Origin of the sequence: Kitasatospora sp. NPDC056327, assembly GCF_042261735.1 — a bacterium.
GTDB lineage: Bacteria > Actinomycetota > Actinomycetes > Streptomycetales > Streptomycetaceae > Kitasatospora.
The window spans coordinates 12277-25623 of sequence record NZ_JBHJRC010000016.1; the positions used below are offsets into that span (position 1 = coordinate 12277).

Genomic DNA, 13347 nt, shown 5'->3' on the forward strand with positions numbered 1-13347 from the left:
GCCGATGGTGCGGGGCTGGCGGCGCGGGGCCGGCGGCGCCAACGGTGCCGACGGGTGGGGACGGCGGGGTCGCCTCAGTCGCCCCGCCGGTCGGCGAGGTGCGCGAGGACCGCGAGGACGCGGCGGTTGCCCTCGGCCGGGTCGAGGTCGAGCTTCATGAAGATGTTTCCGCAGTGCTTGACCACGGACGCCTCGGTGATGTTCAACCGGGCGCCGACCGTCTGGTTGTTGAGGCCCTCCGCCATCAGCCCCAGCACCTCGCGCTCGCGCGGGGTGAGCCGGGCGAGCGGGCGGTCGGCGGACTGCTGCCGGAGGAGGACCCGGACCACCTCCGGATCGATCACGGTCTCCCCCGCCGCGACCCGGCGCAGCGCGTCCAGGAACTCGGAGACCTCGCCGACCCGGTCCTTCAGGAGGTAGCCGAGCCCGGCCGGCTGGGCGCCGGCCGCGCCGAGCAACCGGGTGGCGTACGGCGTGGCCACGTACTGGGAGAGGACGAGCACGGGCAGGCCGGGGTGGCGGGCCCGGAGGTCGAGGGCGGCGCGCAGCCCCTCGTCCTGGAAGCCCGGCGGCATCCTGACGTCGGTGACGACGGCGTCCGGCCGCTCGGCGTCCACCGCGTCGGCGAGGGCCCGGGCGTCGCCGACGGCGGCGACCACCCGGTGGCCGCCCCTGGTGAGCAGTTCGACGAGGCCGGCCCGGAGCAGGACGGCGTCCTCGGCCAGGACTAGCCGGAGCACGGCACCTCCAGCCGGAGCCTGGTCGGCCCGCCGGTCGGACTCGTCACCATCAGTCGTCCTCTCAGGATCGCCACCCGGTCGGCCAGTCCCTGGAGCCCGGCCCCGGCGGCCGGGTCCGCCCCGCCGCGGCCGTCGTCGGTCACCTGGAGCACCAGCCGGCCGGCCGTGACCCGTCCGTGGACGGTGACGGCGGTGGCGCCGCTGTGCTTGGCGGCGTTGGTGAGGGCCTCGGTGACGGTGAAGTAGGCGGTGCTCTCGACGGGGCCGGGCAGCCGGCCGGGCAGGTCGACGTCGACCTCGACGGGGACCGGGTGGCGCAGCGCGACCTCGGCGACCGCGGCGGCCAGTCCGTGGTCGGTGAGCACCTGGGGGTGGATGCCGCGGACCAGCCCGCGCAGCTGTTCCAGGGCCTGCCGGGCCTCCCCGCGCGCCCGGTCGACCAGGACGAGCACCGGGTCACCGGCGGGCGGAACGGCGGGAACGGCGGGAACGGGACCGGACGCGCGCTCGCGCAGCTCGTGGGCGGCGAGGCCGAGGGTCATCGCGAGGGCGACGAGCTGCTGCTGGGCGCCGTCGTGCAGATCGCGTTCGATGCGGCGGCGTTCGGCCTCGAAGGCGTCCGCCAACCGCGCCCGGGAGCGGGTCAGTTCGACGACCCGCCGCCCGAGGTCCTCCTCACGGGGGCCGAGCAGCAGCCGCGCCGCCCGGACGTGCACGGCGGTGAGCAGCGCCCCGGCGTAGCTGCCGAGGACCAGCCCGGCCAGGCCGGCGGCGGTCGCGGGCAGGGCGTACAGCGGTCCGGGCGTGGCGTGGCCGGGGATCAGCATGACCGTCTCGGGTGCGAGCGCCCAGACCACGACGGGGCTGACCACCAGGGCCGCGGAGAACACGAGCAGCGCGACGAGCCCGAGCCCGGCGGCGGTCAGCGGCGGGCCGACGAGCAGGGTGTGGGCGAGCTCCCGCCAGGTCGCGCGCTCGCGCAGCCTGGTCCGGATCCTGGCGCGGCGGCCGACCCCGGGGAGCGGGCGGTGCGGGTCGGGCACGGGGACCGGTTCGACGAACCGGAGGCGGCGGCGTTCCAGGGCGCCGGCCGGCAGACCGGAGAGCGCGACGGCCAGCAGCAGCGGCAGCCCGACGCCGACCACCGAGAGCCCGAGGCCCAGCAGGGCGAGGGCGACCAGCAGGACGACCGACAGCAGCCCGAGCACGGCGCCCCCGGACAGGTGGGCCCAGCAGCGCAGCGAGTCCGTGGTGAACGGGAAGCGCAGCGGACGGGCGCGCAGCGCGGTCAGCACCGCGACGGGGGACGGCCGGTCCACGTCCTCCTCCGCACCCGCGTCCGTGTCGTGCTCCGCTGCCCGCCCCGTGCCCATCGGGCCACCCTAACGGACCGCTTGACGCCCCCTCCGGCGCCGCCTTCCGACACCCCTGCGGGCGGCGCCCCGACCGCCTCACCGACCGCCTCATGACCGCTCACCGGCCGCCTCACCCGGCAGCCCGCCGACGCCCCGGCTGCCGGGTCAGCACGACGGCCGCGATCACGACGAGACCACCGACCAGGGTGTTCCAGCCGACCGGCTCCGCGAGCAGCAGCGCACCGAACACCGTCGACCAGAGCGGCGTCACATAGGTGACGGCAGCGGCCACCACCGTCCCGGCGGTGCGGACCAGACCGAGGTTCATGACGTAGGCCACCCCGGTGCCGATCGCCCCGAGGAGGAGCAGCGCGCCGGCCGCCCCGGTGCCGGGCCACTGCGGAACGCCGGCCGCGACCGGGGCGGCGACGGCGAGCTCGGCGGCGGCGCAGGTGATCTGGACGGCGGACAGGGCGGTGGCCGAGTGCGGGCGGGCGGCGAGGTGGCGGCGCAGGTAGGCGAACCCGGCGCCGTAGCAGCAGGTCGCGGCCAGGCACGCGAGCCCACCGGCGACCACGTCACCCGACGCCGGACCACCGACGGCCCCGGCCCCGGGAGCACCCCCGGCACCACCTCCGGGGCCCTCCCCGAACCCGGCCCCGAGCACGGTGAGCACCCCGGCGAGGCCGAGGGCCAGCCCCACGAGCCGCCGCCGCCCCGGCCGCCGCTCCCCGGGGACGAGGGCCGTCGCGAAGAGCAGGGCGAACAGCGGCGTGGTCGCGTTCATCACCCCCGCGAGCACCGAGCTGACCCGGGTCTCCCCGTAGGAGAACAGCACGAACGGCACCGCGTTCAGCAGCACCGCGGCCACCGCGCTGTGCCCCCAGGTGGCGAGGTCGCGCGGGGCGGCCTCGCGGCGGACGGCGAGGATCGCCCAGAGCGCGGCGGCGCCCAGCAGACAGCGCCAGGCCGCCACCCACACGGGCGGCACCCCGGCGTCGACCGCCACCTTGATCAGCGCGAAGCTCGCGCCCCAGATCGCCGAAAGGGCCACGAACCCCGGCCACCAGCGCCGTCCCATCCCGGTCACCCTCCTTCGCCCTCCTCGCCGAACCCACCGACCCGCTAATCCGCCGGACCGAACCAGCGGGACCGAACCAGCCGGACCGAGCCCGGCGACCGGACAGCTCGCCGGACCACCGCGCCGGACCACCGCGCTGGACAGAGCGTCGCCGGTCGGCGGAGCATGAGTCCAACAAGTGGCGATGCCGGACGGATGAGGAGGTCTCATGACCCAGGACGTGAACCTCGCCCAGCTCAGAGCCCTGGTCGCGGTCACCGACACGGGCGGCTTCGGATCGGCGGCGGCCGAACTCGGCGTGAGCCAGTCGGCGGTGTCGCACACGGTGGCGGCGCTGGAACGGATGCTCGGCGCGCCCGTCCTGCACCGTGGCTCCCCGGTCCGGCCGACCCCGCTCGGGGAGCGGATCCTGCCGCACGCCCGGACGGCGGTCGCCTCCGCCGCGGCCGTCCGCTCGATCGCCACGCACCACCACGGCGGACTGACCGGAACGGTCCGACTCGCCGCGCCGACCACCGTCTGCCAGGGCCTGCTGCCCGGACTGCTGTGCGACTGGCGGGCCGAGCACCCCCGGCTGACCGTCCGGGTCTTCGAGGGCGAGGACGACGAACTGGGCGTCTGGCTGGAGGCCGGCACGGTGGACGCGGCGGTGCTCGTGGACGCGGACCCACCGCCGCCGGGCGCGGTGGCGCTCGGCGCGGACTCGATGCACGCGCTGCTCCGCCGCGACCACCCGCTCGCCGGCGAGGCCGCCGTCGACGTCGCCGACCTGACGGACGACGACTTCCTGCTCTCCGAGGGCGGCTGCGAGCGGCACATCCGGGACGCCTACCGCCGGGCGGGCGTCCGCTTCGTGCCGCACCACCGGATCCGCGACCTCAACACCCTGATCGGCATGGTGCAGGCAGGGGTGGGCGTCTCGGTGATGCCGGCGCTGGCGCAGCCGATGCTGCCGGCGGACTGCGTGCTGGTCCCGATCCGGCCCGCCGTCCACCGGACGCTGACCCTCACCGGTCCGGCGGGCCGGCCCTGGACGCCGGCCGTCACGGGCCTGCTGGCCTCCCTGCACGGCACCGACGTGATCGGCATGATCGGCGTGATCAGCGGGGCCGGCGGGGCCCGTGGGGCAGCCGCGCCGCGGTGAGCGGCGGACCGACGCCTCCCGCCCCCGCCCCGGCCGCTTGTACCCCAACCACCCGCCCCAACGGAATCCGCATTTCGTCGTACGACACGGCCGGGAGCCACACGCCAGGATGGTCCTGGCATGGCCGCCTCACCACACGACCACCGCCGCCGTCACCATCCCGGCCGGACCGCGCACCCCGCGTCCCGACCGCCCTGACCATCCGAACGCCCGGCCGGCCACCCGACCTCTGGGCCGACCGGCGCCCGCGCCCCGGTGCCGATCCCCCCGGCACCGGGGCGCACCCGCACCGGTGCTCACCCGCACCACCGGCCCCGCCTCAGCCGGCCCGGCCCCCGCCCCCCGACCGCGGGCACAGGAAGAACAGCTCGGGATCCCCGTCGTCCAACCCGTCGACCATCCCGACCGCCCGCCACCCGGCCCGCCCCAACAGCCGCTGCATCGCCTGGTTCGAGACGTTGGTCGAGGTGAACAGCTTCGGCGCGGTGCAGGCCTCCTCGACGGCGGCGAGCACCCGCGCCCCCACACCCCGCCCACGGGCCCGGGGCGCCACCATCACCAGAGTGACGAAGCCCTGCTCGAAGAAGGTGTACTCCAGCACGCCGTAACCCAGCGGCCCGGACGAGTCCTCCACCACCACGGCCGAGCCCTCCCCGCACCACCGCCCGATACTCGCCCGCCGCCCCTCGTCACCCGCCGCCGCGACCGAGTCGACACCGACCAGCGCCGCCCGGTCCGCAACCCCCGCCGCACGAACCACGAACCCACCGAAGTCCCGGATCTCCATACCCCCATCCTCCCAACCCCCACCAACCACCCCCACACCACCGGGAAAGCCCACCCCACCCCGCCGACTACCATCGCCCCGCCCCGAACCCCGCCCGACGACGGGCACCGCCGCCCGGGGCCGGATCCGCGTGGATCCGGCCCGCGTCGACGATCCGGCCGGCGTCGACGATCCGCCGGCCGTCCGCGCCGCGGTGCACCGGCACTCCCCCGCCTCGGTGCGGTCCGGGCTCCGGCGCACCGCCCGGCGAGCGCCGCCGCCACGGACCCCAGCCCGTCACGCCATCGGAACCACCGCTGCACCGTCCGACCCGCGCAACGCCTCGGCGGCCGAGCGGAACCCGGCCGCGCCCGACGTGTCGCCGGCCTCCTCGCTGAGCTCCACCAGCGCTTCCAGCACGCGCAGTTCGTCCCCGGGCGAGCGCCGCTCCCGCGCGCCGGCCAGCGCGGCCTCGTACAGGGCCACGGCCTCGGCCCGCCGCCCGGCCGCACGCAGGGCGCTGCCGAGCTCGAAGCCGGTGCGGGCGGCCATCCGTTCCCGGCCGAGCCCGCTCGCGGCCGCGTTCGCCTCACCCAACAGATCGACCCCGCGCGCGAGATCGCCCATCGCGACGGCGGCCCGGCCGAGCAGGTAGGTCTGCAACATCACGCCGTAGGCGTTGCCGATGGCCCGGTGCTCCTCACGCGCCGCCTCGAAGTCCGGGACGGCTGCCGCCCAGTCGCCGAGCACCGAAGCGAACTTGCCGCGGAACTCGACGGCGGAGGCCCGGAGTTTGCGCTCCTCCGCCGATTCCCCGAGCAGCCGGGCGCCGTCGACCGCCAGCCCCAGCTCCTCGGCGGCCTCCGGGTAGCGGTGCTGTTCCCAGAGCGCACGCGCGAGTTGGCAGCGCATGCGGACGGTCGCGGCGAGCCGATCGGAGCGGACGGCCGCGGCCACGCCGTGCCCGAAGGCCTCGATGACGTCCGCGTAGTGCCGGTGGTCGAGGAAGTGCGTCCACAGCGCCTCGCAGAGCGCCACCACCTCCTCGTCGAACCCGTCCTCGGCGGCGATCCGCACGCAGCCGTAGAGGGCGAGCCGCTCGTCCTCCAGCCACCGCAGGGCAGTGGGGGCGTCGGGGAACACGAGGTCCGGCACCCCGGCGGGGGCGGGCGCCTCTTCGGCCGGGACGGAGACGGTGAGCCGGGGACCGGCGGCGACCAGGTCGGCCCGGCCGGCCTGCCGCCGGTACCAGCGCACCAGACGTGCCCGGGCGCCCTCGGCCGGATCGGCGGAGTCGGCGTCCCCCGCGCGGCGCAGCGCGTGACCGCGCAGCAGGGCGTGCATCCCGAGCCCGTCGGGTCGCCGTTCCAGCAGCCCTGCCGTGTCGAGTTCGTCCAGCGCCCCGGCGGCCTCGTCCAGGTCGGCACCGAGCAGAGCGGCTGCCGCGTGATCGCCCACCACGGGGGCCGGGTGGTGCGGCAGCAGCCGGTACAGCCGCGCCGCGACAGGACCCAGGCCGGCGTACGCCGCGTCCCAGACGGCTTCCACCACGGGCAGTCCCTCCCGGTCCAGTTCGGCGGTCAGGTCCTCGATCAGCACACGCAGTTCACGCCGTCGCTGCCGCCGGATCCAGCGGCCGGCGACGTACAGCGCGGCGGGCAGGCCCGCGCAGCGACGGGCGAGTTCGGCGACTGACGCGGGGTCGGCATCGAGCCGGTCGGCGGCGGCGCGGTCGTCGGTGACGATCCGGCGCAGCAGGTTGACGGCCGCCTCGGGGCCGAGCGGGCCGAGCGGCAGATCGAGGAGACGGACGCCGTCGAGGTCGTACAGCGGTCCGTGGCTGGCCACGATGACGACGCTGTCGGCGGAGGCGGGCAGCAACGGGCGCAGTTCGCCGTCGCTGCGGGCGTTGTCGACCACCACCACCAACCGCCGCCCCTGGGTCGCGGTCCAGTACTGGCGGGCCCGGCCGCGGAGTTCGGGCTCCGGGCGGGCCTCCGGGGCGAGCGCCCGCAGCAGGTCACCGAGGGCGTCGGCGACCTCCACGACGCCGTCGCGGCGCAGGTCGTCGAGGTCGACGTGCAGAGCCCCGTCCGGGCAGTGGCCGAGCAGCGCACGGGCGAGCTCGAAGCCGAGCGCGGTCTTGCCGATCCCGCCCATCCCGCTGAGCGCCACGACCAGCGGCCCGCCGCCCGCCCCGGGCCCTTCCGCGACGGCGGCCAGCACTCTGGCCCGTTCGTCCGCCCGGTCCTCGAAGTGCGCGAGCGCCGGCGGCAGCTGACACGGTACGGCGGACGTCCGCACGGCCGCCTCGTGCACGTGCAGCGTCCCGACGGACCCCGCCTGGATGATGGCACCGGCCCGCACCGGCCCGTCCACCTTGTTCCACGTCTCTTCGGCCACCTGCCAACTCTAGGCCGTACCGGGCGGCCCGGGCGGTGGATCCGGGCCGGATCGCACGCGGAGGAGCACCCGGCACTGTTGACGTGTCCTCAGCACAGGTCTATACCAGTGAAGGCCTCGCGGCGGCCCGGCCCCGCCGCGAGGCCTTCCGGGGCCCGGCGTGCCGCCCCCACTGTCGGCACGGACGGGCCGGCCCGCCGTTTCCTGGAGAGGCAGAAGCCGATGGAACGCGCACGTCCCCCGCACTCGTCCCGCCCCTCGCCCCGGCCCGGCAGAACCCGAGCGCGACGGACCGCCGCCGCGGTGGCCGGGGTGCTCGGGCTGGTCGCCGGCGGGCTGCTGTCGGTCGCCGCGAGTGCGACGCCCGGCACGCCGGGTGCGCCCGGCTCGGGGGTCACCGCGCCGCCGACGGTCCCGCCGACGAGCGCGTCCCCCTCCCCCTCGCCGACCTACACCATGCCCGGTGTCTGCCAGGACCCGGAGTGGAAGCGCGACACGGCCTACAGCCGCAACACCAAGGTCTCCTACCAGGCCCACCGGTACCACGCCAAGTGGTGGAACCTGAACGAGGAGCCGAACTCGACCAACCCGTGGAGCGTCTGGGTGAACGACGGTCCCTGCGCGCCCACGCAGTGGCCGACCCCGATTCCCTGACCCGGCCGATCACCCGACGCACCGGATCCCCCGGCCCACCGGGTCCCCCGCCCCGCCGCACACGGCGCCCCGGTCGTGTTCCCCGCCACGGGGCAGCACGACCGGGGCGCACCCGGTCCCGGACCGGCCCCCGCTCAGTCCGCGAGGCGCTCCCGCAGCTCCGCGAGGATGTCCGCCGCCTCCGTCAGCCCGTGCCGCCGGCACCGCTCCGCGGCGACGGCGAGCCGGTCCCGGGCCGCCTCCCGGCGGCCCAGGTCGGTGCCCTCGATCAGCGCGGCCAGCCGGACGGCCTCGGCGCGCGGCGTCTCGGCCTGCTCGCCGCCCGCCTCGTAGGCGGTGATCGCCCGTTCGGCCTCGGCCAGCGCCTCCTCGTACTGCTCGGCCACCGCGTGCACGCGGGCCCGCTCGTAGTGGACGGCCCCGCGCGGGTACCAGGTGTCGGCCCCGGGGTCCTCCCGCTCCAGCCGCTCGCGCACGGCGTCCGCCTCCGCCAGCCGGGCGAGCGCCGGCTCGACCCCGGCCGGCCCCTCCTGCTGCGCGGTGAGCCGGGCGAACTGCCGCAGCATCGCCAGTACCGGGCCGGGCTGCGGCCACTGCTCGTGGGCGGCGAGCGCCCGGGTGCGGGCGGCGTGCGCGGCCTCCCAGCGGTCGGCGTGGATCAGCGCGACGGCGGCCTCCGAGGCGACCATGGTGCGCAGGTGGAGGTCCTCGGTCCAGCCTTCGAGGTCGGCGGCGAGCCGCAGGTACTCCTCGGCCGCGTCCCGGTCCTCGTCCAGCGAGAAGAGCCCGCGCGCGAGGTCGAGCCGGGCCTGGGCGATCAGCCGCTCACCCGGGCCGGCTGTGGCCGCCTCGACCAGCACCGACTCCAGGACGGCCACCGCGTCGGCGGTCCGGTCGGCCTCGGTGAGCAGGTCGGCGAGCTGCAGCCTGGTCCGGACGGCGTCCTCGGCCGCCTCCGGGCCCTTGCGGTCGAACCGCGAGGCGGCCTCGGAGAGCGAGCGGATCGCGGCGCCGGTGTCCCCGAGGTGGGCGCTGGCGTGCCCGGCCATCAGGTAGGTGGCGGCGAACGGGTAGGAGTCGTCGGCCCAGCGGGCGGCCGCCGCCAGGGCGCGGTGGAACACCTCGACGGCCTCGGCGTGCTCGCCGTTCTTCGCCAGCGCCTGACCCAGCAGACCGTACGGCCGCGGGGTGTGCCAGGGCTGTCCGGCCTGCTCCAGCTCGGCCACCGCGGTCCTCAGTTCCTCCGCGGCCTCGGCGACCCGGCCCTGCCGGGCGGCGGCGTCTGCGGCGTACTGGCGGGCCACCGCCAGGCGGCGCACGGAGCCGCGGGCGGCGGACGCGTCGCGGTAGGCGGTGACGGTGGCGGTGAAGCGCTCGACCCGCTCCGCGGGCGGCTGCCCGGGCGGCTCGGGCAGGACCCGCACCAGCTCCTGGTGGGCCGCGTAGGCGCGGCACTGCAGGACGATCAGGTAGTCGTCGTCCGTGATGGCCGGGCCGGTCGCACCGGGCGCGGCGGCGGCCAGCTCCTCGGCCCGGGCCAGCGCGACGTCCAGCGCCGCCCAGTCGATGACCGGCTCGGCCGCGGCACCGCCACCGCCACCGACACCGCCACCGCCCGGCGCGGCGGACCCGCCGGACCCCCCGGCCTCGCCGCCCCCGGCGCCCTCGCCCGCCTCGCCCGCCTCGCCCGCCTCGCCGTCCTCCCGGACCAGCTCCGCGACCAGCGCCCGGGTCCGGGCCGCCAGCGCACGCCCGGCCAGCCCCTCCCGCTCGTACAGGTCCCCGGCCGCCAGCATCGCGGCGGCACCCTCCTGCCAGGCGGCGCGCTCCAGCGCCGCGTGCGCCCGCCGCTCGGCGACCTCCGCACGCACCTGCCCGAGCGGCCCGGCACCCCCGCCGAGGAGCTCGGGGACGGCGGCGGCCCCGTCGCCGCCGCTCTCCTGCGCCGTGAGCCGCTCGTCGATCCGCAGCCAGAGCCGGTCCGCGTCCGGGTGTCCGACCAGCCGCAGCTCACGGGCCCGCAGCACCAGCGCGGCGAAGTCCGCCGGCTCCGGCTCGGCCTCCCGGGCCGGCACCGCCGGAACGACCGGGACGGCGGAGAGCTCCGGCGCGGCCGCCGCCCGCACACCGAGCGCCAGCGGCTCGGTGAGCAGCGGCCGGCGGGCGAGCCGGTCGGCCCGGCGCCGGCCCACCGCGTCCGTGCCGTTGCGGGCGTCGAAGCGGGCGGCCAGCGCGTCCGCCTCGGTGTGCACATGGGCGAGCAGGGTGTCGACCGTCCAGCCCGCCCCGGGCGGGCCGCTGACGGTGAGGCCGCCGTGCCCGGCGCGGGCGAGCCCGGCGATCAGCACCTCGACGCCGGTGAGGAAGTCGAGCCGGCCGACCGGGTCGCCGGTCACGCCGAAGAGGTCGCGGTTCTCGGCCACGATCTCCAGGCCGCGCGGCTCGTTGCCGGACAGCGCGCAGAACTCGATGTGCAGACCGACCGAACGGGCCAGCCCGCTCTTGCCGCGGGCGAAGCGGTACCCGACCAGGTGGCTGGAGCGGGCCTCGTCCAGCCGGCCCTGGCGCACCAGCGGCAACAGCGCCTGGGCGTGGCTGAGGTAGGGCTCCTCGGCACAGGTGGCCTCGCCGCCGAGCACCGGCCGCCAGACCTCCAGCGCGGTCGCGTCGTCGCCCTGTCGCAGGTGGTGGACGGCCCGGGCGCGGATCTCGCAGGCGTGGCAGTCGCTCAGGTCGGTGCGGGGCCGCCCGGCCCACAGCTCGTAGGCGTCCTGGAGCCCCTCCCCGGTGTGCGCGGCGAGGTGGAAGCGCTGGGCGTAGTACGGCTGGAGGCCGTGCCCGGCGGCCCGGTAGCGGGTGCGCATCTCCTCGTGCCAGCGGCGGATCGCGGCGAGCGGCACGTCGGGGGTGCCGAGCAGGGAGGTGGCGACCCACTTGAAGCGCCAGAACACCTGCTGCTGCGCCCACTCGCCGAAGTCATCGGGGTCGGTGTCCCAGAGCTTGAGGACGCGGGCGAAGACCACCGGGGCCTTGCTCCGCTCGCCGTCGTACTCGTAGGCCTCCATCAGTTCGAGCAGCGCCATGGCGCGGATCGCGGTGTCGTCGAACTGCTCCGCGGCGTCGACGAGTTCCTCGGCAGTGACGGTGCGCTGCCGGCCGTAGGGGCGGGCGTCGTTCTCGCGGAGCGCGGTCATCACCGCGTCGATGCTGTTCAGCATCACGCCTCCTTCCGGGGAGCCTGCGGGCCCTGCGGGCCGTCCGGGTCCTGCGGCCGCCGGTCGCCGGCACCGCCGGCGGCGGCCTCGTGGCCGAGCATCGCGTGGTCGAGCAGGCTGATGAACGAGCGGTTGAGCAGCGCGCTCTCGCTGGAGGTGAGCGGCCGCCGGGTGAGCAGCACGGCCTGCCCGTAGAGCGTCTCGACGGCGGTGACGGCGAGTTCGCGGTCACCGATCGAGGCGGCCCGGCGGACCAGCGGGTTGAGGTGGTTGAGGACGAGCTGGGCACGGGGCACCTCGGCGCGCAGCGAGCCGAGGATGTCCGCCCACAGTCCGTCCGCCTCGTCGGCCAGTTGGGCGCGGGTGCGCTCGTGCCTGGCCTCCCGGTTGTCGAGCAGCAGGGCGGGCGCGCTGGTCGGGTGGAAGCTGCGGAGGGCGACGTCGCAGTCGAACCGGCCGACCACCTCGCGGGCGACGGTGAGGAAGGCGGAGGCGGCGAGTTCGGCGGCCGGGTCGACGGTGTCGAGGTGCGCGGTGACGGTGCTCGGGTCGAGGTCGGCGACGGAGGTGCCGGGGCGGATCTCGGGCAGCCGGTGCACGAGGTCGCGGTCGTAGGTGTAGCCGCCGTTGACGACGCCCAGCCCGGCGGCGCCGGCGATCGGGGCGACCTGGCGGAACTCCTCCACGGTGCGGGTGACCAGCACCACCGGGTGGGTCCGGGCGAACTCGTCCAGGGTGACGTTGCCGTCGGTGGTCTCGAACGGCAGCCAGGGCAGCAGCATCCGCAGCAACTCGTCGTCGTAGCGCGCGAGTTCCTTGACGGCCAGGTGGTGCACCGAGATGAACCGGTGGAGCAGCGCCGGGTCGCTGGCGGAGAGGCCGGTCAGCCAGTCGCGGATCCGGGCGCCGAGCGCGTCGCGCACGGCGGCGAGCGTCTCGTCGGCGTACAGGCCCTCGCGGGAGGCGGTGGGCCGCAGGCCGTCGGTGTCGACCACGCAGCGCACGAAGAACGCCCAGTCGGGCAGCAGGTCGTGGGCCTGGTCGGAGAGCAGCATGCCCTTGAGGTGCACCCGGTGCCCGGCCCGGCGGGACGGCGGCACCGCGTCGGGCAGCACGTAGGCGACGCCGCGCAGGCCGACCAGCGGCAGGTCCAGCTCGATGGTGTCCAGCGGGGTGAAGTCGAAGGACGAGCGGCAGTACGCGGCCAGCGCCTCCCGGCGGGCCAGCGGGGAGCCGTGCCGGTCGGCCCACGGCGGGGTGTGGTTGACCCGGGTGGCGTCGCCGCGGCCGTCGACCACGGTGACCTCGTGGCGCAGCAGGCTGCCGAAGTCCCGGGCGAGGCCGAGCACCCGGTCGGCGCGGGTCCACTCGGCGGCGTCGGCACGCGGCGAGAGCCGGACGGTGGTGCCGGGCTCGGGCCTGGCGTCGGCGGGCAGGGTGCGGATGGTGTAGCGGCCGTCGGAACCGCCGCGCCACTCGATGACGGGGGCGTCGGGGGTGGCGGCGGAGCGGGTGACGACGGTGATCTCGTCGGCGACCACGAAGCAGGCGAGCAGGCCGATGCCGAACTGGCCGATGAAGTCGCCGCGGGCGCGGGCGAGTCCGTCGCCGTCGAGCCGGCCGTCGGCGTCCCGCTTGGAGCTGCGGCCGATGGTGGCGAGGAAGGTGTGGACGTCCTGCTCGGTGAGGCCGATGCCGGTGTCGGTGACGGTCAGGTCGCCGTCGGCGCGAACGGTGATCGCGGCGGGCGCGGCCGGGTCCAGGGCCTGCCGGGCGGAGATCGCGTCCACCGCGTTCTGCAGGAGTTCCCGCAGGTAGACGCGGGGGCTGGAGTAGAGGTGGTGGGAGAGCAGGTCGACCAGGCCGCGCAGGTCGACCTGGAAGGTGTGCGCGCTCGTCGGGTTCTCGGATGGGGACACCGGGGGCTCTTTCGCTCGCGAGGAGTGTGTCGGGCTTCGGGAGGGGCGCGCCGCGGACCGGTTCCGTGCC

Annotated in this window: 9 protein-coding genes; 2 read left to right on the top strand and 7 right to left on the bottom strand. The window is 76.6% G+C overall.

The window, feature by feature from the left end; all coding sequences use genetic code 11:
- Positions 1 to 74: 74 nt before the first annotated feature.
- The 3 genes from ACFCX4_RS04390 to ACFCX4_RS04400 form a co-directional block, all read right to left on the bottom strand.
- Positions 75 to 740 (bottom strand): response regulator, encoded by a 666-nt coding sequence (locus tag ACFCX4_RS04390; RefSeq protein WP_376138862.1) that lies wholly within the window; start codon positions 738 to 740, stop codon positions 75 to 77.
- On the bottom strand, positions 728 to 2113 hold the full coding sequence (locus ACFCX4_RS04395; protein WP_376138864.1) for a sensor histidine kinase: 1386 nt from the start codon (positions 2111 to 2113) through the stop codon (positions 728 to 730). The genes ACFCX4_RS04390 and ACFCX4_RS04395 overlap by 13 nt, the downstream gene beginning before the upstream one ends.
- Before the next feature lie 112 nt (positions 2114 to 2225).
- The gene (locus ACFCX4_RS04400) at positions 2226 to 3176 is read right to left on the bottom strand and encodes a DMT family transporter (protein WP_376138915.1); all 951 of its coding nucleotides are present in this window, start codon (positions 3174 to 3176) and stop codon (positions 2226 to 2228) included.
- Between the two features lie 208 nt (positions 3177 to 3384).
- Between ACFCX4_RS04400 and ACFCX4_RS04405 the strand changes: the two genes are divergently transcribed.
- Positions 3385 to 4320, top strand: coding sequence for a LysR family transcriptional regulator (locus ACFCX4_RS04405; RefSeq protein ID WP_376138866.1), 936 nt, complete (start codon positions 3385 to 3387; stop codon positions 4318 to 4320).
- Positions 4321 to 4639: 319 nt separating this feature from the next.
- Here the strand turns inward: ACFCX4_RS04405 and ACFCX4_RS04410 are convergent, their stop codons facing one another.
- Both ACFCX4_RS04410 and ACFCX4_RS04415 read right to left on the bottom strand, forming a co-directional pair.
- On the bottom strand, positions 4640 to 5107 hold the full coding sequence (locus tag ACFCX4_RS04410; RefSeq protein WP_376138868.1) for a GNAT family N-acetyltransferase: 468 nt from the start codon (positions 5105 to 5107) through the stop codon (positions 4640 to 4642).
- A gap of 276 nt (positions 5108 to 5383) precedes the next feature.
- A complete protein-coding gene (locus ACFCX4_RS04415) occupies positions 5384 to 7489 on the bottom strand; it encodes a hypothetical protein (protein WP_376138870.1) in 2106 nt (701 codons plus the stop codon).
- Between the two features lie 303 nt (positions 7490 to 7792).
- Between ACFCX4_RS04415 and ACFCX4_RS04420 the strand changes: the two genes are divergently transcribed.
- The gene (locus ACFCX4_RS04420) at positions 7793 to 8143 is read left to right on the top strand and encodes a hypothetical protein (protein ID WP_376138872.1); all 351 of its coding nucleotides are present in this window, start codon (positions 7793 to 7795) and stop codon (positions 8141 to 8143) included.
- Positions 8144 to 8277: 134 nt separating this feature from the next.
- Here ACFCX4_RS04420 and ACFCX4_RS04425 read toward each other — a convergent pair whose 3' ends face one another.
- Together ACFCX4_RS04425 and ACFCX4_RS04430 are read right to left on the bottom strand one after the other, a co-directional pair.
- Positions 8278 to 11361, bottom strand: coding sequence for a hypothetical protein (locus ACFCX4_RS04425; RefSeq protein WP_376138874.1), 3084 nt, complete (start codon positions 11359 to 11361; stop codon positions 8278 to 8280).
- Complete coding sequence (locus tag ACFCX4_RS04430) at positions 11361 to 13277, bottom strand: HSP90 family protein (RefSeq protein ID WP_376138876.1); 1917 nt, start codon at positions 13275 to 13277, stop codon at positions 11361 to 11363. Before ACFCX4_RS04430 ends, ACFCX4_RS04425 begins: the two co-directional genes overlap by 1 nt.
- Between the last annotated feature and the right edge of the window lie 70 nt (positions 13278 to 13347).

Coding starts and splice junctions, on each gene's coding strand:
- ACFCX4_RS04395 (WP_376138864.1), bottom strand. CDS start 2,113: ATGGGCACGGGGCGGGCAGCGGAGCACGACACGGACGCGGGTGCGGAG.
- ACFCX4_RS04400 (WP_376138915.1), bottom strand. CDS start 3,176: ATGGGACGGCGCTGGTGGCCGGGGTTCGTGGCCCTTTCGGCGATCTGG.
- ACFCX4_RS04405 (WP_376138866.1), top strand. CDS start 3,385: ATGACCCAGGACGTGAACCTCGCCCAGCTCAGAGCCCTGGTCGCGGTC.
- ACFCX4_RS04410 (WP_376138868.1), bottom strand. CDS start 5,107: ATGGAGATCCGGGACTTCGGTGGGTTCGTGGTTCGTGCGGCGGGGGTT.
- ACFCX4_RS04425 (WP_376138874.1), bottom strand. CDS start 11,361: ATGCTGAACAGCATCGACGCGGTGATGACCGCGCTCCGCGAGAACGAC.